General features: G+C 68.3%; 15 protein-coding genes. 8 read left to right on the top strand and 7 right to left on the bottom strand.

All coding sequences use genetic code 11. The annotated features are described in order from the left end of the window. Positions 1-176: 176 nt before the first annotated feature. The 3 genes from C475_RS18110 to C475_RS18100 all read left to right on the top strand — a co-directional run bounded on the left by C475_RS18110 (position 177) and on the right by C475_RS18100 (position 4,485). Positions 177-1,418, top strand: a complete 1,242-nt coding sequence (locus tag C475_RS18110) for a glycosyltransferase family 4 protein (RefSeq protein ID WP_006885324.1) — start codon at positions 177-179, stop codon at positions 1,416-1,418. Positions 1,419-1,562: 144 nt separating this feature from the next. Beyond that, on the top strand, positions 1,563-2,981 hold the full coding sequence (locus C475_RS18105; RefSeq protein ID WP_006885323.1) for a hypothetical protein: 1,419 nt from the start codon (positions 1,563-1,565) through the stop codon (positions 2,979-2,981). A 103-nt stretch (positions 2,982-3,084) separates the two neighbouring features. Continuing rightward, positions 3,085-4,485: a hypothetical protein gene (locus tag C475_RS18100; protein WP_006885322.1), complete on the top strand. Its 1,401-nt coding sequence runs from the start codon at positions 3,085-3,087 to the stop codon at positions 4,483-4,485. Between the two features lie 113 nt (positions 4,486-4,598). On the opposite strand, the gene C475_RS18095 is transcribed toward C475_RS18100, so the two are convergent. Continuing rightward, the gene (locus tag C475_RS18095; RefSeq protein ID WP_006885321.1) at positions 4,599-5,786 is read right to left on the bottom strand and encodes a carboxylate--amine ligase; all 1,188 of its coding nucleotides are present in this window, start codon (positions 5,784-5,786) and stop codon (positions 4,599-4,601) included. 143 nt (positions 5,787-5,929) lie between these two features. Then, entirely contained in the window at positions 5,930-6,907 is a 978-nt protein-coding gene (locus C475_RS18090) for an aldo/keto reductase (protein WP_006885320.1), read from the bottom strand. A gap of 186 nt (positions 6,908-7,093) precedes the next feature. On the opposite strand from C475_RS18090, the gene C475_RS18085 reads away from it, so the two are divergent. Continuing rightward, entirely contained in the window at positions 7,094-7,684 is a 591-nt protein-coding gene (locus C475_RS18085; protein ID WP_006885319.1) for a response regulator, read from the top strand. A 40-nt stretch (positions 7,685-7,724) separates the two neighbouring features. On the opposite strand, the gene C475_RS18080 is transcribed toward C475_RS18085, so the two are convergent. Together C475_RS18080 and C475_RS18075 are read right to left on the bottom strand one after the other, a co-directional pair. Beyond that, positions 7,725-8,141, bottom strand: a complete 417-nt coding sequence (locus C475_RS18080) for a disulfide bond formation protein B (RefSeq protein WP_006885318.1) — start codon at positions 8,139-8,141, stop codon at positions 7,725-7,727. A gap of 75 nt (positions 8,142-8,216) precedes the next feature. Beyond that, the gene (locus C475_RS18075) at positions 8,217-10,136 is read right to left on the bottom strand and encodes a beta-CASP ribonuclease aCPSF1 (RefSeq protein ID WP_006885317.1); all 1,920 of its coding nucleotides are present in this window, start codon (positions 10,134-10,136) and stop codon (positions 8,217-8,219) included. A gap of 247 nt (positions 10,137-10,383) precedes the next feature. Here C475_RS18075 and C475_RS18070 point away from each other — a divergent pair, with 247 nt between their 5' ends. Next, on the top strand, positions 10,384-10,911 hold the full coding sequence (locus C475_RS18070) for a hypothetical protein (protein ID WP_006885316.1): 528 nt from the start codon (positions 10,384-10,386) through the stop codon (positions 10,909-10,911). A 22-nt stretch (positions 10,912-10,933) separates the two neighbouring features. On the opposite strand, the gene pdhA is transcribed toward C475_RS18070, so the two are convergent. The 3 genes from pdhA to C475_RS18055 all read right to left on the bottom strand — a co-directional run bounded on the left by pdhA (position 10,934) and on the right by C475_RS18055 (position 15,389). Continuing rightward, on the bottom strand, positions 10,934-12,070 hold the full coding sequence (gene pdhA, locus C475_RS18065) for a pyruvate dehydrogenase (acetyl-transferring) E1 component subunit alpha (protein ID WP_006885315.1): 1,137 nt from the start codon (positions 12,068-12,070) through the stop codon (positions 10,934-10,936). A 346-nt stretch (positions 12,071-12,416) separates the two neighbouring features. Continuing rightward, positions 12,417-13,925, bottom strand: a complete 1,509-nt coding sequence (locus tag C475_RS18060; protein WP_049930866.1) for a hypothetical protein — start codon at positions 13,923-13,925, stop codon at positions 12,417-12,419. 150 nt (positions 13,926-14,075) lie between these two features. Next, a complete protein-coding gene (locus C475_RS18055) occupies positions 14,076-15,389 on the bottom strand; it encodes an IS200/IS605 family transposon protein TnpB (protein ID WP_006885313.1) in 1,314 nt (437 codons plus the stop codon). A 38-nt stretch (positions 15,390-15,427) separates the two neighbouring features. Between C475_RS18055 and C475_RS24010 the strand changes: the two genes are divergently transcribed. The 3 genes from C475_RS24010 to mutS all read left to right on the top strand — a co-directional run bounded on the left by C475_RS24010 (position 15,428) and on the right by mutS (position 21,016). After that, positions 15,428-15,571 carry a hypothetical protein gene (locus tag C475_RS24010; protein ID WP_006885312.1) on the top strand — a complete coding sequence of 48 codons (144 nt, stop codon included), beginning with the start codon at positions 15,428-15,430 and terminating at the stop codon, positions 15,569-15,571. 220 nt (positions 15,572-15,791) lie between these two features. Further along, complete coding sequence (gene proS, locus C475_RS18050) at positions 15,792-17,246, top strand: proline--tRNA ligase (protein WP_006885311.1); 1,455 nt, start codon at positions 15,792-15,794, stop codon at positions 17,244-17,246. Positions 17,247-18,235: 989 nt separating this feature from the next. Then, on the top strand, positions 18,236-21,016 hold the full coding sequence (gene mutS, locus C475_RS18045; RefSeq protein ID WP_006885310.1) for a DNA mismatch repair protein MutS: 2,781 nt from the start codon (positions 18,236-18,238) through the stop codon (positions 21,014-21,016). Positions 21,017-21,044 lie beyond the last annotated feature (28 nt).

Genomic DNA, 21,044 nt, shown 5'->3' with positions numbered 1-21,044 from the left:
GGCGTCGGTCGGTCGGGTCGCCCGATGCCAGGTATCGCGACTCGCGGTGTCGTCGACCCGCGGCTCCCAGCAGCCGGCCGGTCGCGCACGACGACCGTCGCCGGTGCCCGCCGGACAGCCGCTCGACCGTATCGCGAACCACCGCGGCCGTATCGCGACTGGTCGGGGGTCCGCCGATGAGTCGGTCCGGCGGGGGCGGCGACCGCGACTCGGTGTTGCTCGTCCACCACCGCGAGATATCGTCGCCCTACAGCGCGACCGTCCCCCACTACCTCTCGCGGAAACTCTCGGCGGACCACACTGTCCACGTCCTGAGCCGGCGCTTCTCGGACCGCGACGAGGACGGAGAGTTCCCCGACAGCGTGGTCCACCACGAGATTTCGACCGGCGAGGTGCCCATCCTTTCGGGACTGCTCTTCCTCGTCGCGTCGACGCTGTACGCCGTCGCGCTGGGCGCTCGCTACCGCTTCGGCGCCGTCTACGGCTTCCAGCAGACGATCATCCAGGGGTGGCTGGCCGCCCGCGCCGGCGGCTCGCGGTTCGTCGTCGGGCTCCAGTCGGTCCCCGTCCGCCAGAAGCGCGACCTCTCGGACGCCGCCCACGGGCGACTGTCCCCCCGAAGGCGAGCCCGGATCGCGGTCAAAGCCAGGTACGCCTGGGCGGTCGGTCGCCTGCTCGACCGCACCTCGGAGGTGGTCTGTCTGACCGACGGGATCCGCGAGACGACCGAGCTGGAGTACGGCGTCGACCTCTCGGAGGCCGCCGTCATCGGGATGGGGGTCGACACCGACCGCTTCGCCGTCGACTCGACGCGCGAACCCGCCCGCGGCCCCGACGACACGTGGGTGATCACCTACGTCGGTTCGATCGGTCCGCCCCGCGGGCTCGAACACGTCCTCGACGCCGTCGCGGCGACCGACCGCGACGTCGAGTTCCGGGTCGCCGGCGGCGGTGGCGACGACTACATGGCGTCCCTCCGCGAGCGGGCGCGCGACCTCGGGATCGGCGACCGGGTCACCTGGCTCGGGATCGTTCCCCACGAGGCGGTTCCCGAGGTGCTCGCCGACTCCGATATCGCCGTCTCCCCGCTGGCCGACGTCGAGTCCTACCGTATCAGCTTCCCCGCGAAGCTGCTCGAGTACATGGCCGCCGGCACCCCCGTGGTCGCCACGGACATCCCCGCCCACCGACGACTGGTCGACGACGGCGAGAACGGCTTGCTGTACGACGGGACCGCCGACGGGCTCGTCGACGCGCTCGACGACCTGGTCGGCGGCGCGGTCGACGCTCGAGCGCTCGGCCGCGCAGGCCGAGTCACCGCCGGGGCCCACGACTGGGACGCGGTCGTCGCCGAACACGAGGCGGTGCTGTTCGACCGAACCGTTCGACGGCCGGCCACGACGCCGGTCCCGGCGTAGGCACACCCCAACTCGTTGGGTACTCCCGGTTACAACTCGACAACTGTGCGTAGGCGGAGCGCTACGCCCGATAGCTGAAACATACTTTATCCGGTGGCGCGAGTCGTTTGGTCCGTGATCCCGAGTGGCGAACCCCTTCTGTCTGTGGTCGGTCGAAGCGCGAGCGGACCCGACGCCGAGTCGCCCGTCGTCTCCGTCGATTCGGTCACCGCCGACGGCCCTCGTATCGAGGCGACCGTCTCCTACAGCGACGAGTTACGACCGTTCTTCGACGACTCCCCCTTCTACGCCGAATACGGTGTGGACGTGTCCGACCTGCCCGAATCGATCCTGACGATCCCGGTGCTGGCGCACGTCTGTCCGGTGGCGTGGGCGGCCGGCGCCGACGTGCGCGTCCCGGTCGCCGACCGCCGCTTTCTCGACTCGCTCGAGACCGTCGGTCGCGCGCTCTCCGAGATGTATCCCTTCGTCGAGGGCGGGCGCGTCTTCGTCGAGCGTGCGCCCGAGTGGGACGAGCAGGTGACGACCGGGTCAGCCGGCTCGGAGGCCCTCGCCGCGGGCGACCCCGCCGGTGCGGACGGCACCGGCATGCTGTTCACGGGCGGGGTCGATTCGCTGGCGACGTACGTTCGCCACCGCGAGGCGAACCCGACGCTGATCAACGTCAGGGGCTGGCTCGTGGGCGTCGACGACGACGAGCGGTGGGCACACACCAGGCGACGGATCGCCGACTACGCCGACCGCCTCGGTACGGACGCCCGGTTCGTCGAGTCGAACATGCTGGAGTTCCTCGACACCGCGATGCTCGACGCTCACTACAAGGCCCGTCACGACGGCGCGTGGTACAGCGCCGTCGGCTGCGGGCTGGGACTGACCGGGCTCTGCGCGCCGCTGGCCGTCGCCGAGGGGATGGAGCGGCTGTACCTCGCCGCGACCCACTGGGAAGGGTTCCCGACGGCCGAGCGGTTCGAGTACTGGGACGGCGGGGCGATCCCCTGGGGGTCGGACCCGGCGATCGACGACGAGATCGCCTGGAGCGGGACGACGGTCGTCCACGACGCCTTCGAGATCACCCGCCAAGAGCGCGTCGAGGTGCTGGCCGACTACCTCGGCGAGCACGCGCCGGACCTGCCGCTCCGGGCCTGCGAGGCGTCGGCGACCGGGAGCAACTGCGACCGCTGCGAGAAATGCGCGCGAACGGCGCTGGGGCTGGCGCTGGCCGGCCGCGACCCCAACGACCACGGCTTCGACGTGGACGCGGCCACCTTCGAGCGGGCCCGCCGGGAGATCGAGGCCGGCAACTGGCTGGTCGACTTCCACATCCTCGCCTACTGGCTCGACCTGCAGGCGGCGGTCGACCCCGACGCCTCGTACCCGCTCGCGGGCGTCGACGCGTTCGCCGACTGGCTGGCGACGGCCGACCTTCGAGCGGCGGCCGCCAGGTCCCGCCCGCCGGTCTCCCACCGGGTCGTCCGCGCCGCCGCTCGCGCGGTCCCCGCTCCGGTGTACGCCCGGCTGTCCCCCGCCTACGACGCCGTGCGCGAACTGTCTCCCCGGTCCTGAACGGTCGCGCCTCCCCGGCGGTCCCCGCCGAGACGGGCGCCGACCCCGCGAGAGCGGCCGTATCGGGCGCATACTTTATATCGGCGCACTACTGGTCGGCCGCGTGTTCCGAACCGCTGTCCCCCCGATCATCGCGGCCGTCGGCGACGCCGACGGAGCGACCGGGTCCGGCCCCGGCGCGGAGTCGCCGGCCGTCACCGTCGAGTCGGTCACCGTCGAGGGCTCCCGCATCGAGTCGACCGTCTCCTACAGCGACGAGCTGCGCCCGTTCTTCGACGACTCCCCCTTCTACGTCGAGTACGACGTCGACGTCTCGGACCTGCCGAAGTCGATCCTGGCGATCCCGGTGCTGGCGCACGTCTGCCCGGTCGCGTGGGCGGTCGGGGCGGACGTTCGGGTTCCGACCGTCGACCGGCGGTTCCTCTCGTGTCTCGAGACGGTCGGCGCGGCGCTCTACGGGATGTATCCGTTCGTCCGGGGCGGCCGGGTCGTCGCCGAGTCGGCCCCCGAGACCGAGCGTTCGACCGTCGACGGCGAGACCGGGATGCTGTTCACCGGCGGCGTCGACTCGCTGGCGACCTACGCCCGTCACCGCGAGGCGGACCCGACGCTGATCAACGTCCGCGGCTGGCTCGTGGGCGTCGACGACGACCGCTCCTGGGCGCACACGACCCGGCGGATCGAAGAGTACGGCGAGCGGTTCGGCGCGGAGACGCAGTTCGTCCGCTCGAACATGCTGGAGTTCCTCGACACCCGGCAACTGGACGCGGAGTTCAAACCCCACCACGACGGCGCGTGGTACAGCGCCGTCGGGAGCGGCCTGGGGCTCGCGGGGCTGGTCGCGCCGCTGGCCGTCGCCGAGGGGATGGAGCGGCTGTTCATCGCGGCGAGCCACTGGGAGGGCTTCCCGACGCCCGACCGGTTCGAGTACTGGGACGGCGGGGCGATCCCCTGGGGGTCCGACCCCGCCATCGACGACGAGATTGCCTGGACCGGGACGACGGTCGTCCACGACGGATTCTCGCTCACCCGCCAGGACCGGATCGAGGTCGTCGCCGACTTCTTCGACGAGCGCGACGACGACGTGCCGGTCCGGGCGTGCGAGGCCTCGGCGGAGGCGAGCAACTGCAACCGCTGCGAGAAGTGCGCGCGAACGGCGTTCGGACTGGCGATGGCCGGCGTCGACCCGAACGACCACGGCTTCGACGTGGACGCGGCGACCTTCCAGCGGGCCCGCCGGGAGATCGAGGCCGGCAACTGGCTGGTCGACCACCACCACGGCGTCTACTGGACGGAGTTCGCCCGGCGGGTCGACCCCGACCGCGACTACCCCGTCGACGGCGCCCGGGGGTTCGCGAACTGGCTGGCGGAGACGGACATCGAGGCCATCGCCGACCGCTCCGAGCCGCCGGCGGCCGACCGGGCGCTCCGGTCGGTCGCCCGCGCGACGCCGTATCCCGTCTACAAGCGCCTCTACTCGGTGTACGATAGCGTCAAGTCCTGACCGCGCGAGGGCGGCGACCGGCGGAGAGGCGGCTGGCGGAGCCAAGCGGGCGCTCGGTGCAGGCGTCGAGGACCACCGGCGGCAGCATCTTCGCTCGGGCGTGACGGCGCGGGTCAGCGTAGCGTGTTCAGCGCATCGCGGACGAACGGGCGCGGGTCGTCCAGACGGAGGTAGTCGAAGCGGGGGTGCTCCCGGAGCGACTCGGCGACCGCCGAGAACGCCTCGCTGCGGGCCGGCCGCTCGACGAGCTCCTCCTCGTCGAACAGGACGCTGTGGAGATAAGAGAGCTCGCCCCGGATGAGGTGGCCGGCCGTGTCGACCTCGTAATCGTCGGCGATCCGATCGCGCTCGCCGCGGGCGAGCAGCCAGTAGTCGTGGGGAAAGTCCGCGCCCGCTCGGATGGAGAAGGGGAGCGACGACCACAGCCGCGGGTTGATCTCCATCAGCCGGAACTCGCCGGCCTCGTCGCGCAGGAACTCCACCATCGCCAGGCCGTGCCACTCCAGCTCGTCCAGCAGCGCGCGACCGGCCTCGTCCAGCTCGGGGATCGAGACCGACTCGCGGAACGAACTCGGGCCGCCGGCGTAGTTGTACGCGCGGACCTGGCGGTGCTGGAAGGTACTGACCGGCTCGCCCTCGTCGCACAGCGCGAAGAAGGCGTACTCGTCGGTCGTCGGGAGGAACTCCTGGACGATCGGGGTGTGACCGTTCTGACGCCGGATCGTCTCCACCTCGGGTTTGTCGCCGTTGAGGTACTGCGTCGAGGGGGGGTCCCGAGAGCGCTCGGGCGGCAGGCCGTCGACGTAGGCGTCGGCGAGCAGGGTGTATCGGCCCTTGACCACCCACTCGCGGTCCCAGTCGTCGACCTCGTCGAGCAGGCGGGTGTCGGGGACGGGGACGCCGGCCCGTTCGGCGGCGTCGAACAGCTCGACCCGGTCCTGGGCCCGCCGCAGTCCCTCGGCGGTCGGCCAGGGCGTCTCGACGTGGGGTTCGAACGCCTCGCGGTGCTGTGCGAGGACGTACACGTCCTCCTCGCGGACGGGCAGGACCGTCAGCACGTCCGGCCGCATCGCGAGCGCGAGCAGGGCGTCCTTGTAGGCGACCAGATCCTCGTGGGGGTCGGGGACGACGACCGTCTCGCCGGCGTAACGCGACCGGAAGGCGGCGGCGTCCTCGTCTTCGGAGACGACGATGGTGTGGATCCCGCGCTTCCCGAGCGAACGCACGCAGGCGACGCTGCTCGGTGCGGCGATCGCCGGAACGACGACCGCGGCGGGCCCGTCGGCTGGATCGATACTCATCTGCCACCCGGTACGGCCCACCGCGCCCTTAGTATTCACCGCCGGACGGCGAGAAATGGGTGCTTAACGTCGGCGAACGGCGGGTTCAGACAACCACCGGACGCAGGGCCGACCGGCCGCCGTTGGCGACCGAAACGCCCCCGTCAGGCCTCGGTGGCCGCGTCGATACGGTCCCACTGGTCGTCGGACAGCGACACTTCGATGGCGTCGAGGTTCTCGTCGAGCTGGTCGACGGTGCGGGCGCCGACGATCGGGACGCACGTGAACCGTTCGTGGTCCATCAGCCAGCGCAGCGACACCTGCGCGGGCGTCGCGTCGACCTCGTCGGCGACGGCGCGGATCTCGTCGAGGACGTCCCAGGCCTGGTCGTCGAGATACCAGTCGGTGAAGTGTTCGTCGAGGTCGCCCCGCGACCCGTCGGGCGTCTCCACCTCGCCGTCGCCGACCCGTTCGTACTTGCCCGTGAGGAACCCGCCGTGCAGCGGCGAGTACGGACAGACCGCGATGTCCTGGTCGGCACAGACGTCGAGATACTCCGAGACCGGGTCGCGGTAGGTCGCCGAGTACTGGGGCTGTGTCACCGAGAAGGCCTCGTAGTTGTTCACGTCGGCTTTCCACAGGCCCTTCGTGAGCTTCCAGGCGTCACAGGAGGAGATGCCGACGTAGTGGACCTTGCCCTCGCTGATCAGGTCGTCGACCGCCCGAAGCGTGCGCTCGATGGGCGTGTCGTCGTCGAAGCGGTGCAGATACAGCAAGTCGAGGTAATCGGTTCCCAGCTTCTCCAGCGACCCTTCGACTTCGGCCTTGACGTTCTTCTTCGAGAGGTTCTCCTGGAAGCGAGACACGTCCGACCAGTAGCACTTCGAGGCGATCACGTAGTCCTCGCGGTCCCTGTCTTCGAGCCACTCGCCGATCCACTTCTCGGAACGACCGCCGCCGTAGCCGTTGGCGGTGTCGATGAAGTTGCCGCCGCGCTCCTCCAGCGCGTCGAGCAGTTCGTGAGCGTCCTCGCGGTCGGTCTCCATCACGCCGCTGTCTTCGTGTTCGAGGCCGAAGCGCCAGGTGCCGAGGCAGATGGGCGATACCTGCAGTCCCGTCGAGCCGAGTCGGACGTACTCCATACCGCGACAGTGTGAGCGAGCGGTGGTAACCGCTTGGGTCCCGGAAGCGCCTTCCGGACCGGAACCGGCCGCTCGTGCGATGCCGAGGGGTGGCACGGACTCGGCCCGGCTACAAAAACTGTTGGATAGTTGATCGCCGTTCCGAGACGGGTGGGTTTTTCTATCGGAACATCCTACGTCTGGCCGATGCAGGGAGGGGAGACGGAGTCATCCGACGGGTCCTCGGACGACAGAACCACGATCCTCGTTGTCGACGACGAAGAGGTGGTCCGCGAGTCGTTCGCGCTGTATCTCGAACCGCTCGGCTACGCGGTCCGGACGGTCGACAGCGGCGAAGCCGCGCTCGCGGCCGTCGACGACGATGTCGACGTCGTACTGCTCGACCGCCGGATGCCCGACCGCTCCGGCGACGAGGTGCTCGAGGAGATCCGCGCCCGGAACGTCGACTGTCAGGTCGCGCTGGTGACGGCCGTCGACCCCGACTTCGACATCGTCACGATCGACTGCGACGACTACCTCGTCAAACCGGTCGACCGCGACGACCTCGTCGAGACGGTCGAGCGCCTCGAACTGCTCGACGAGTACGACGAGGCCCAGCGCGAACTCAGCACGCTCCGGGTCAAGCGCAACGTCCTCGAAGTCGAGAAACACCCCTCGGCGCTGGAAGACAGCGTCGAGTTCCGCCGCCTCCAGAACCGGATCGACGAACTGGAAGCCCAACTCGACGAACTCGAGTCGGAGTTCGACGAGCAGCTCGGCTACGGGGACCCGACGTAGCGTCTCGACGCTCGGCGGCGTCGTCGCCCCGGCCGCGTCGTCACCGTTCCACGACGAACAGCCCCGTCACCGTCGCAGTGATCAGGCCGAACGCGATCAGCGACAGGTTCGGGATCGTCAGCCCGACCACGCGCAGCTGCACCGCCGCACAGCCGCCGCCGAGCCCGCACCGACCGCCAGCAGCGATCTGCAGCCACGAGTGGTACGCCGCCACGGCTACCCCGAGCGTCGACAGCGGGAGGACGGTGCGGTAGACGCCGGGACGACCCTCGACCAGCGCGACGCCGAAGACGACCACCAGCGGGTACATCAGCACCCGCTGGTACCAGCACAGTTCGCAGGGCACCAGTCCCATCCCTTCGGAGAGGTAGAGGCTCCCCGCGGTCGCGACGAGGGCGACGAGGGCGCCGGCGGCGAGCGGATACCTGGGGTCGAGGCGGTCGAAGCGCGCGCTCACGGACGGCCTTGCACGTGGCGGCGAGAAATGCGGTTCGGTTCGGCGAGTGCGGCGTCGGTCACCGAGGCGGAGGCCTCAAACGAACCGGAACGTCTCGAGGTTCTTCGGGGCGAACGTGCGCATGTTGAACTCGTGGTACAGCGCCGACGACAGGTCCTGTGTCGAGGACTCGTCACCGTGGACGCAGAGCACCTTCTCGGGGCGGGGGTTCATCGTGCGGACGAAGTTCTCCAGGCCCTGACGGTCGGCGTGGCCGGAGAAGCCGTCGACGGTCTCGACGTCCATGTTCAGCGAGAGGGTATCGGCGCGGCCGCCGCCGTCGTTGACGGGGATCTCGTCCCAGCCATTTTGAATGCGACGACCCATCGTCCCCTGGGCCTGGTAGCCGACGAAGACCATCGTGCCCTCGTCCTGGCCGCCGACGTGGCGGAGCCAGGACATGATCGGACCGCCCTCGACCATCCCGGAGGTCGAGAGGACGATGCAGGGGCCGCCGTCGGCGACCTCTTGGCGTTCCTCTTCGCCGCCGTCGATGTGGTTGAACTGGTCGGCGAGGAAGGGGTTCTGGTCATCGTGGAAGATCCGGTCGCGCAGGTCGTCCCGGAGGTACTCGGGGTAGGTCGTGTGGATGGCCGTCGCCTCCCAGATCATGCCGTCGAGGTGGACCGGCACTTCGGGGATGTCGCCCTCCCGCATGGCCTCTTCGAGGACGAGCATGATCTCCTGGGAGCGCCCGACGGCGAACGCGGGAATGAGCACCTTGCCGTCGCGCTCGATGGTGTCGCTGATGACCTCCTTGAGCTTGCGCTCGGAGTCGGCCTGGTCGGTCTGGTAGTCGTTGCGGCCGCCGTAGGTCGATTCGAGGACGAGCGTCTCGACGCGGGGGAACTCGTTGACGGCGCCGTTGAACAGGCGCGTGTCGTCGTAGTGGATGTCCCCGGAGAAAGCGACGTTGTAGAGGCCGTCGCCGATGTGGAAATGGGAGATGGCCGACCCGAGGATGTGGCCGGAGTTGTGCAGCGTGAGCTTGATGTCCGGCGCGATGTCGGTCACGTCGCCGTACTCCAGCGGGATGGTGTGTTTGATCGCCTCGCGGACCATCTCGGACTCGTAGGGCGGCGTCCGCCCTTCCTTCGAGGCCACGTCGAGGTAGTCCAGCGTGAGCAGCCCCATCAGGTCGCGGGTGGGTTCCGTGCAGTAGATGGGGCCGTCGTAGCCGTACTTGAACAGCAGCGGGATGAGCGCAGAGTGGTCGAGGTGGGCGTGCGTGAGGACGACGGCGTCGAGCGAACTCGGGCCCGACCCGAGCGCCTCGGGGACCTGGAGGTACGGTACCTCGTCCTCGGCGCCGGGCTTGTCGCCGCAGTCGATCAGGACGCGCGTTTCGGGCGTCGAGAGGATGAACGCCGCGCGGCCGACCTCGCGACAGCAGCCCAGCGTGGTGATGCGGACCCACTCGTCGTCGGACATCTCCTCGCGGTGGATCTGGCGGCCGATGCGTTCGAGGATGTCCCGGCGGTCGTCCCGTTCCTGTTTGAGGAAGTTGCGGACGTTCTTGACCGTCGAGGACTCGATCGGCGGCGTGCGGACGACCTCGGGCGTCCAGCCGACTTCTTGGGTGATCTCTCGGAGCGTCGAACCGTGGCGGCCGATGACCATCCCGGGCTTCTGGGCCTCGACGACGACCTCGCCGGTGTCGTGGTGGAAGTCCAGATCGGTGACGCCGGCGTCCTCGGGGATGATGTTCTCGATGGTCGCCTTCGCGTCGCTGGGCTCGGAGAGCTCGGAGGGGTCGGGCCGGACGGTGATGCGCTTGCGGAGCTTCGAGGCGAGCCTGCGGATCAGGTCGCCGTTGCTCGCGAACGTCTTCGGATCGCGGGTGTACACGACCAGTTCCGGTCCCTCGTAGGCGACTTCCGTGATGGAGATGCCGCTCGGGACCTCCTGTTCGATCTCTGCTCTGATATCGTCGAGTTGCTTGTCTACTTGACTCATAGCTGCGAAAACAGGGTCGGACCGGCCGGTCGCCGGGCGTCGGGAGCGCCTGCCCGCTCGCCGTCCCGCACGTCGCGGCGTGCCTGCCGGAGTCTGGAAGGAATATTCATAGGTCGGTTTTCCTACTGGGGGAATCCACTCCGGACCCTAGACGGAAGTGTCCGGAAAACCGGCTTACTTGGCCCTAACCTCCCGGCGTTATAAAAGCCTTCGCAAAACAGTAGACGTTCCGACGAGAGGGGCCGATATGCGAATCACACCGGCCGTCGTCGCCGAGGAGCGCGAGTGGGTCCGCGAACGAGCGCCCGTCGTCGTCGCGCTGATAAACGAGACGCGCGCCGAACTCGGCGAGCGGTTCGACACCGAGGTCGACGAGGTGACCGCCGAGCAGTACCGGAGCGCCGTCGACGAGGTGTTCGCCGACGGCGACCGCGCCGTCAACGTCGCCGCGCTGGTTCGCATCCTCAGAGACCTCGACGTGGTCGACGACTACCCCGGATTCGTCGTCGACGAACTGCTGGGGCGGGAACTCGCGGGGACGATCGCGGGGGACCAGCCGCTTCGACTGCTCGGCGAGGCTACCTTCCACTACGCGGACGTGGCCGTCGAGGAGACGGTCGGCCCCGCCGGCGTCGACGATGGCGACCCAGCGGGGCTCGACGACTTGGACGCCGCGCTCGCGGCGGGGTTCCAGACACGCCTTCCGGGGTGGGAGTGGCGCGAGGGCGACAGTCCGTTTGCGGTCGAGCGGAGCGACGGTACCGGCAGCGAGTAGCCGTTCGGCCGCCCGGCGGTCCTCACTCCCGCGACAGCGCGTCGCCGTGGCGCTCGCGTAGCCGCCGCAACTGCTCGCGCTGCCGGTCGAGGCCGTCTGGCATCTCGTCGTACACGTCCTCGAAGAGGTCGTCCGGGTCGGGTGCGGCCTCGGCTTCCGCCGCCTCGATGGCCTCGGCGACGCGGTCGTCGACGCGCGAGTCGATCGACTCGACCGCCGACTCGTCGAGCCGGCCGGTCTCGACGAGGAACGTCTCCAGGCGGTCGACGGGGTCCCGGTCGCGCCAGTACTCGACCTCCTCGCTGTCGCGATACACGTCGGGGTCGTCGGCGGTCGTGTGGGCGCCGTAGCGGTACTCGACGGACTCGATCAGCGTCGGCCGCAAATCCTCCGCGTCCGGGTCGAGCGCCTTCTCGCGGGCGTAGCGCACGACCGAGTACACCGCCAGCGGGTCCATCCCGTCGACGCGGATCCCTTCGAACCCGTAGGCGTCGGCCTTCTGTGCGAGCGTGGCGCTGGCCGTCTGGCGCGCCCGCGGCACCGAGATCGCCCACTGGTTGTTGTGACACAGATAGACGGCCGGTGCGTCGAAGACGCCGGCGACGTTGAGCGCCTCGTGGAAGTCGCCCTCGCTCGTGGCGCCGTCGCCGAAGTGGGTCAGCGCGACCGACTCGTCGCCGCGGTGGCGAGCCGCCATCGCCGCGCCGGTCGCGTGCGGGAGCTGGGTGGCGATGGGGATCGCTTCGGGCGCGACGGTCGGCCCGCCCGCAGATCCGACGGGCAGCTCCGCGCCCATCAGCCCGCGGAGGATGTCGGGCAGGTCGAACCCCGCTACGAGCCGGACGGCGTGTTCGCGGTAGGTCGGGAACACCCAGTCCTCGTCGGCGAGCGCGAGCGTGCTCGCGACCTGGCCGGCCTCCTGGCCGCTCATCGGCGCGTACGTGGCCAGCCGGCCCTGGCGCTGCCAGCTCACCGCCCGCTCGTCGAAGCGCCTGGCCGTCTTCATCGCCTCGTACATCGTCACCAGCGCCTCGTCCGAGAGGTCGGGCTCGGTCGCGCCCGGGAGGAGGCTGCCGTCCGGGTCGAGAACCCGTACCTCGCCGCTGTCTTCCGCGTAGTCGTTCGTCCGTATCAGATCCGTGTCTCGTATGGTGCTCATGGTGTGGTGGACCGCTCGTCGTTCGCAGTGCGTGCGCTGTCGAACCGTCGAGGTGGGTCGCGCCGCGGCCGGCGCGCCGCTGAGTCGAACTATGTTGTCGCGAAAGGCTCCACCGGCGGTGTCGGGAAACGTCGGGTCGGCGCGTCGCGTCGGTCTTGCAGCGAAAGGGGCGCCGTCCGCACCGGGCTGGCGGAGGACATACGTGAAGGGAAGCGTGGTTTATACTTAATTATTGTGTGGTATCGGACACCACACCGGACGAACGTCCGTCTTTTCGTCGCAAGAGCGCGGCGGGTGGGTTTGGCGGCGGAGACCCGTCGAGTCCGAACGGACTGCGCTCACTGGATCAGCGAGTGGACGCCCAGAGACCGGCGTAAAAGAGCAACGAGCCCACGTACGACGCGACGACTCCCCAGCCGATCACCAGCCAGACCACGCTGCCGTCGTGCGCACCGACGTCGACGAGCCGGCCGAACGCGAGGAGCCACACTCCGGTCAGAGCGGCTGCCGTGGCGGTCCACTGCAGTCGTGTGCGTGCTCGGTCGGCCACTGCGAAGCCGAGCACCGTGAAGGCCGCCGGCGTCGTCAGGGCCGCGATGTTCACCACCCATCCGGCGTAGGACGCAGTGTGGGCCGCGGCGAGAACGAGCGTCAGCAGCGCCGTGACCACGACAGCGGCCGCGGCGACCCGCGCCCGTTCGCGCGCTCGCGGCGTCGCGACGATGTCAGGGGCGAGCCGTCCGATCGTCGTCGCAGTGTCCTCGTAGTACACCCTCGGGTACTCGCCGTCGGCAGTCGTCTGCCCCTGGTCCCGTTCCGTTCCGTCCGCTCGCCCGTCGTCGCTCGGCTCGTCGGTGGCGTCCTCGGAGCGCGCGAGCGACTCCCAGGGGACGTAGCTGCCGCCGACGACCACCACGGCGACGACGACGGCGAGGGCGATCAGACTCCCGAGGGACTCCAGTCCGCCCCAGACCACGCCGACCCCGAGTGGGGCGAGAACGAGCGCCTGAAACCACCTGTCCGACCGCGGTGACCAGCCGCCGGACCGCTCGACTCGACCGGTGTAGTTGAGACAGAGCGCGAGCGTAGGCACGAGCACCACCCACGCGAAGGCCGTCCCCCAGGCCGCGGGGGGACCCGCCCACGCCAGCACGTCGAGTGTCGTCACGACGGTCGCGAGCGCCGCTGGCGTCCCGGGGCTCCCGAACACCAGATACGTTCGCGTCGAGATGGAGTCGTCCGTCCAGACCACGCGGCCGCCGCGGGTCGCCGCTCCGGGCGGTTCGACGAGCGGTTCGGTGCCCTCGGGGCCGTGGACGACGAGCCGGTCGGTCTCGATCGCGATCGGCTCGTCGAAGTCGGTCTCGTCCGCTCGACCCTCGCCGTCCTGGCGGTAGAACCGGTCGAGAAACACCGTCCCGCCGACGGTGCGTTCGGTCACCTCGGGGACCCGGTAGCCGACGACGAGGGTCCCACCGTCCATCGCCACCGAGATCCCTCGCCTGTCGAACGCCGGTCGGCTGTATCCGTCCTCGTAGCGCGCTTCGTCGGCGTTCGTCAGCTCCGTGGCCACCAGGTTCAGGAGCGTCTCGTTCGTGCGGAGCGCCTCCACGCCCGACCCGTCCAGGGCGACGCGCCCCTCGACCCACGGGTCGCCGCTCCGGTTCAGATACACGTGCGTCGCGCTCTCGCCGACCGCGACCGACCGGTTCGTCCGCTCGGCCACCGCGGACACCGCGTCCACGCACTCGTCACAGACCACCTCCGTCTCGGGAGCCGGCCCGGAACACCCCGCCAGCACCGCCAGCGCTGCCAGCAGTCCCACGATCGCCAGCCGACGCCGCCCCCTGTCCATGGCCCTGAATGTACCCCTAACTAACAAATGCCTTCTGGACGGCGGGTCCCGGAACGGTCACGAAGGACGACCGGTGTGAGACGGCCAACCGGGGCTTCTTGACATCCTCCCACGGCTGAAGCCGTGGGATTCCTCCGGTGGGGATGTTGGCTATGCCGCATCCACGGAGGCAAGTTTCCCGTCGCCGGTACTCCGGTTTGTGCGCTCCTCATTGGGACTGGCCCTCTCGGGAGAGCGTGATAACTCCGACCAGTTGTGGTCGTCCCACGTGAGACGCACGGGCCGTGCCATCGACCCGACTCCGAGTTCGCTAGCCTGTCGTTCGAGGAACGTCCGCGACGCATCGAGGTCGGCGTGCCCCTTGTAGCCACACGGACATCGGAACACATCTCCGTTGCGCTTCGTGTTCTCGCGCTCGCCACACGCTGGACACTCGACTGTCGTGTACGCTTCGGACTTGACTTCGACTGTGATGCCGTACTCCTCGACGGTCGTCGCAAGTCGGCCGATGAACGAGCGATACGCCCAGAACTGATGGGTCTTCTCGTTCACCTCGGCACTCCAGTGTTCCGAGAGCACGTCCGTGAGGTCGCCCACGTAGACCGTCGCTACGCCTTCGTCGTACAGCCGTTCCATCAAGTCGCGGACGAGCGCGCCCTGTGCGTGGTCGCGCCGTCGTGTTCGTTTGCGGTACAGGCGTCGAATTCGGTGACTGCTGTACCGTCCCTCGCAGAGATTGGATTGCAGGCGAGCAATTTCCTCGGTGGTTTCGCGGAAGCGGGCGAACAGGTCGCAGCCTTTGTAGAGGTACTGCTGGCCAGTTGTGGTAGTACAGGCGACGAGATTGTTCGCGCCCACGTCCAGAGCAGCCGCTTCGTCGGCTAGTGGTGAATCCTGTCGAGAAGCAGGCACGGTGACAGGTTGAATGGCCCTGAACGTGTCGCTCACCTCGTCGTAGTACAGTGCCAACCGGCCCTGTTCGCCCTTCCACTTCGAGTCGCCAGCGACTTCGAGGCGCAAGCGGTCGTGGTAGCCAAGCCCATACTCGTCTTTGAGGTCTTGGCCGACCGGAATTTCGAGGCGGCTCCGCTCGCCAGTTTCGAGGGTGTACTGGTCGTTGCGGATGTACGTCCGCAACTCCCTGCCGTCGTCTTCGTTGCCCCAGTAGCCGGGCGGGGCGGTGTCTTCGCCGTCTTCGCGGGCGGCGAAGAACGACCGCCACGCCTCGCTGTTCTTCCGGATGACCTGTTGGGCGGTGGCAGAGCCGAGGACGCCGACGTACTGCTTGCGGTAGTCGGCGGTATCCCACACAGAGTCGCCATTGAAGAACTGCTGACGCCGTTCGTAGTTCAGTTCGTTCCACAGGCTGGCGGAGGCGTCCAACAGGTCGCGGAGCAGTTGCTCGTCTTGCTCGGAGCGCGGGCGCACCGCGAACGTGTTGGTTCGCCTCACGACGACAGACATTTGTAACTCTATGTCTAAGTGTCTTTTGGACATAGACGATGCGTCCAAACATCGACATCTCGCACACGCTGAACGGGCGCGTGAAAGACTACGCCGAACAGGAAGACAAGAGTCTCGAAGAAGCCTATCGAGAGGTAATCGAAGCGGGACTTGAGGCGGCGGAACATCCAGACGAGGCGTAGCGCGTGGATTGATGAGCCGTGTTGTCGCTCACACCCACTCCTGAAGAGGTGGGCTTCCGCTCGCTACGTGTTAGGTTGCTTCGATCTCACGAGCGTCCGACTGGAACTCCGGGACACAGCCGCGTCCGGGGATGGTCGGGAGATTGTTTATGTATCTACGGGCGAGTGCCGGTCGGGAGAACACAGTCGGTTTAATACAGCGCGGTCTGAGTTTCAATCAATGAGTGGCGAGCAAGAGCTCGGTATCACCGAGAGCAAGGAGCATTCGACGGGCGAGTGGTACGCGGAAGTCGTCCAGAAGGCTGAGCTGGCCGACTACGCACCGATGGGCGGGTTCATCGTCACCCGGCCTCGCGGCTACGCGATCTGGGAGCGCATCCAGGACCACCTCGACGGCTGGTTCAAGGACACCGGCGTCGACAACGCCTACTTCCCGATGTTCATCCCCGAGAGCTTCCTCGAACGGGAGAAGGACATCGTCGAAGGGTTCGACCCCGAGGTCGCGTGGGTGACCCACGGCGGCTACGACGAACTCGAAGAGCGCCTGGCGGTCCGCCCCACCAGCGAATCGATCATCACCCCCTTCATCGCTGACTGGGTGCGCAGCCACCGCGACCTGCCCATGCGGCTCAACCAGTGGTGTTCGGTCGTCCGGTGGGAAGCCACCGAGACCAAGCCGTTCTTCCGCACCAAGGAGTTCCTCTGGCAGGAGGGCCACACCGCCCACCGCGACGAGGACGGCGCCTGGGACGAGACGATGACCCGCCTCGACCAGTACGAGCGCCTCTACGAGGACGTGATGGCCATGCCCGCGCTGAAGGGCCGCAAGCCGCCCCACGACAAGTTCCCCGGCGCCCACACGACGACGACCATCGAGACGCTGATGCCCGACGGCAAAAGCGTCCAGGCCGCCACCTCACACTACCTCGGGACGAGCTTCGCCGAGGCGTTCGACATCACCTACGCCGACGAGGACGAAGAAGAGCAGACCGCCCACACCACCTCCTGGGGCCTCTCCTGGCGCTCGATGGGCGCGCTCATCATGCTCCACTCCGACGACCAGGGCCTCGTGCTCCCGCCCACGCTCGCCCCCACGCAGGTCGTCATGGTCCCCATCTGGCAGGAGGACAACAAGGACGAAGTCGTCGAGTACGCCGCCGACGCCGCCGCCGAACTCGACGAGGCCGGCGTCCGCGTGAACCTCGACGACCGCGACAACCGCAACCCCGGCTTCAAGTACAACGAGTGGGAGCTGAAAGGCGTCCCGCTGCGCATCGAGGTCGGGCCCAACGAGGTCGACGACGACGAGCTCACCCTCGTCCACCGCCCCGACGGCGAGAACAGCGTCGAGGACCGCGCCGACATCGCCGAGACCGTCGAGGACCACCTCGATACGGTCTACGCCAAGCTCTACGCCAGCGCCGAGGAGACGCTGGAAGGGGAGATCCGCGAGGCCGACTCCCGCGAGGAGATCCTCGGCACGATCGGCCAGCACGGCGGCTACGTCAAGACCGGCTGGTGCGGCGACGAGGACTGCGAGGATCCGATCAAGGACGCGCTGGCTGCCGAGATCGTCATGGTCCCGCTCGACCGCGACGCGGAGCCGATCCACGACGACTGCGCCATCTGTGGCGAGGACGCCCAGGAGACCGCTTACTGGGCGAAGACTTACTAGACCATCTAGTTTCCATCTTTTTCGACCGGGGGTTTCCTCGCTCGCTTCGCTCGCTGTGGGAACCCCCGGTGCAAAAACATGGGTGAAAAAGCGGGACCTCACTGCGTTCGGTCCCGTGAATCGCGCGCCGAGGGCGCGCGAATGCTCAGTAGAGGGGGAGCCGTCCGCCGAGTGCATCGAAACGGATGACACTCGGTAGCGTCTTCTCAGCGACACAAAGCACTTACTCTGAACTCTTCCGTTTCACTGTATGGTTTCGTACCGCAGGCGGGCTATTTTGGCCACACTCGGAAGTCTCGCTACCCTCTCAGGCTGTTCTCTCAGTGAGACAGAGCGAGTGGGAGCACCGACATCGACGACAGAATCGGCTCTGTCGCCGTCACAGACTCCATCGAAAGAGACTCCGACTCGGACGCCGGAACCGTGTACTGCCGAAGACATCCCGAAGCCGACAGAACCGACAGCAGGCGGGATCGGGTCACTGGAATACCCCGAGTTTCCCGGGTCAGTGACCGAATCCTCGGTAGCATCGTGGGCAGAGGATTTCGAGAAAGTACTTCGACACAATCGCTACGTCGCCGAACCCACGGTACCCGAGACACCGTCGATTCTGACACGAACGGGTACTGCGGCCGTGTCAGAGATACCCGACGGGTACGTCGCGGGAGTCACCGGCCATTTGAGTACAGAAGCGGTAGACATGGAACCAGTTACAGCTACAGAGACGCCATCACCGCCCCCGATCCTGGATATGCCGTTCGGAGCGTGGTACCGGGTAACCTCTCGAACGATCGAGCGCACGGAAGGGGATTCAGAAATTGGATCAGCGACCGAACCGCCATCGTTTGAAACGGCCAAGACTATCCATTGCTACTGAAGCGGTGATGATACGCAACACGGACCGAACGCTCGGCCCTCCTCGGATCGTCGACGGAGTCGGAGACGGAAAGCCGATGGATATAACCCGAGCGACCCGCTCTCACACACCCATGGACGCGGCACTGGGTGCGCCGGCGAAGATGGCCGAGCGCGAAGAGGACCTGACGCCGATGATGGCCCAGTACTTCGAACTCTGTCGCGAGTACGACGACTCGCTCGTTTTATTTCAAGTAGGTGACTTTTACGAGGCGTTCTGTGAAGCTGCCGAGCGTGTCGCTCGCATCTGCGAGATCACGCTGACGAAACGGGAGGACTCGACGGGCGAGTACGCGATGTCGGGGATCCCGATCGACAACGCCGAGTCGTACATCGAGCGGCTACTGGAGTCGGGCTATCGCGTCGCGGTCGCCGACCAGGTCGAGGACCCCGACGAGGTCAGCGGCGTCGTCGACCGGGCGGTCACCCGCGTCGTGACGCCGGGGACGCTCACCGAGGACGAACTCCTGCGGAGCGCCGACAACAACTACGTCGCCTGTCTCACTGCGGACGGCCCGGGTGGCGACGCGTCGACGCGAGACACGAGCCGTGCGGGCGGCGGCGCGGGCGCTGGCGGCGACGGGGACGGGCCCTACGGCCTCGCGTTGCTCGACGTGTCGACGGGTGACTGCTACGCGACCGGTGCCGACCGACTGGACTCCATCGCGGACGAACTCGGGCGGTTCGCACCAGCGGAGGCGATCGTCGGTCCGGCGGCTCCGGCGGACGTGTTCGACGGCGACTGCATGGTCTCGCCCTACGAACGGACGGCCTTCGACGCCGAGCGGGCGCGCGAGCGCGTGGAGGCGTACTTCGGCGACCTCGGGCTGGCCGACGAAGCCGAGGTCCGGGCCTGCGGCGCCCTGCTGGCCTACGCCGAGTACACTCGCGGCGGCAACCCCGACGCCGGCGACATCGGTGACGACTCGACGGCCGAAGTGGCCGGCCCCGGTTCGACCGCGGGCGACGACGGTGTCGACGACACGGCGACGCTCGACTACATCAACCCCCTCACGCGGTACGACCCGCGGGAGTACATGCTGCTCGACCGGGTCGCCCTGGAGAGTCTCGAACTGTTCGACCGCCGCGCGGTCCACGGGGACCGGGCGCTCACCCTCGTGGACGCGCTGGACGAGACGGCCTGCGCGCTCGGCCGGCGGAAGCTCGACGACTGGTTGCGCCGCCCGCTGCTCGACGAGGACCGCATCGCCGCCCGCCACGACGCCGTCGCCGAGTTGACCGGCGACGTGACGCTCCGGGAGGACCTGCACGACCTGCTCGACGACGTGTACGACATCGAGCGACTGATATCCCGTGTCGCCCGCGGCCGCGCGACGGCGCGGGACCTGCGGTCGCTACACGACACGCTGGCGGTCGTCCCCGACGTGGAAGCCGCCCTGGCCGACGCCGACTCGGCGACGCTGGTCGAGCTGCGCGAGCACCTCGACCCGCTGACCGACGTGCGCGAGCTGATCGACGAGGCCATCCAGCGCGACCCCGACGCCGACCTCACGGAGGGCGGCATCGTCGAGCCCGATTTCGACGAGGAGTTGGCCGAGTTGCGAGCGACGGAACGGGAGGGCAAGGCGTGGATCGACGACCTCGAAGCGGGCGAACGCGAGCGCACCGGTATCGACTCGCTGAAGGTCGGCCACACCTCCGTCCACGGCTACTACATCGAGGTGACAGACCCCAACCTCGACAGCGTGCCCGACGACTACCAGCGCCGACAGACGCTGAAGAACTCCGAGCGGTTCGTCACGCCGGAGCTCAGAGAGCGCGAAGACGAGATCATCCGCGCCGAGGACCGGGCGGACGACCTCGAATACGAGCTGTTCTGTGCGGTCCGCCGGGACGTGGCCGAGGAGTCCGAGCGCGTGCAGGCGCTGGCCGACCGTCTCGCCCGGCTGGACGTGTTCGTCTCCTTCGCGAGCGTGGCCGCGAAGTTCGACTACACGCGGCCCGCCGTCGGGGCCGACGAGTTCGAGGTGGCGGCGGGGCGCCATCCCGTCGTCGAGCGCACGGAGGAGCGGTTCGTCCCCAACGACGCCCACTTCGACGACGAGCACTTCTTCGCCGTCGTCACGGGCCCGAACATGAGCGGCAAGTCGACGTACATGCGCCAGGTGGCGCTCACCTCCGTACTCGCTCAGGCGGGGAGTTTCGTCCCCGCCGCCGAGGCGCGCCTGCCGGTCGTCGACCGCGTGTTCACCCGCGTCGGCGCCAGCGACGACATCGCCGGCGGCCGCTCGACGTTCATGGTCGAGATGACCGAGCTCGCCGACATCCTCACCAACGCCACCGAGGACTCGCTGGTCCTGCTCGACGAGGTTGGCCGCGGGACCAGCACCGCCGACGGCCTCGCGATCGCCCGAGCGGTCACCGAACACGTCCACGACGAGGTGGGCGCGACGACGTTGTTCGCCACGCACCACCACGAGCTGACCGCCATCGCCGACGACCTGTCGGGCGTGTTCAACCTTCACTTCGAGACCGAGCGCACCGACGGCGAGGTGGCCTTCGAGCACGAGGTCGCGCCCGGCGCCGCCGCCGCGTCGTACGGCATCGAGGTGGCGAAGCTCGCCGGCGTCCCGGCCGAGGTAGTCGACCGCTCCCGGGAACTGCTCGGCGAGAGCGGTTCCGACGAGCGCGGCGAACCCGCGGCCGACGCTAACGGGTACGACCCCGGCGAGAACGTCCGCGTGAGCAGCACCGCCGACGAAGAGACCAGAGGCGGCGGTGACCGCCCGGCCTCGGATCTTGAGCGGAAGCTGGTGGCACTCGACGTGGCGACGATGACGCCGCTGGAGGCGATGAACGCCCTCGCCGAGCTGAAGGAGTCACTGGACGAGTAGCGGCGTGAGACCGCCGAGGAATGGCTTC

This window comes from Halosimplex carlsbadense 2-9-1, from assembly GCF_000337455.1.
In the GTDB taxonomy this organism is placed as follows: Archaea; Halobacteriota; Halobacteria; order Halobacteriales; family Haloarculaceae; genus Halosimplex; species Halosimplex carlsbadense.
This window is presented reverse-complemented; position numbering and strand designations above follow the sequence as displayed.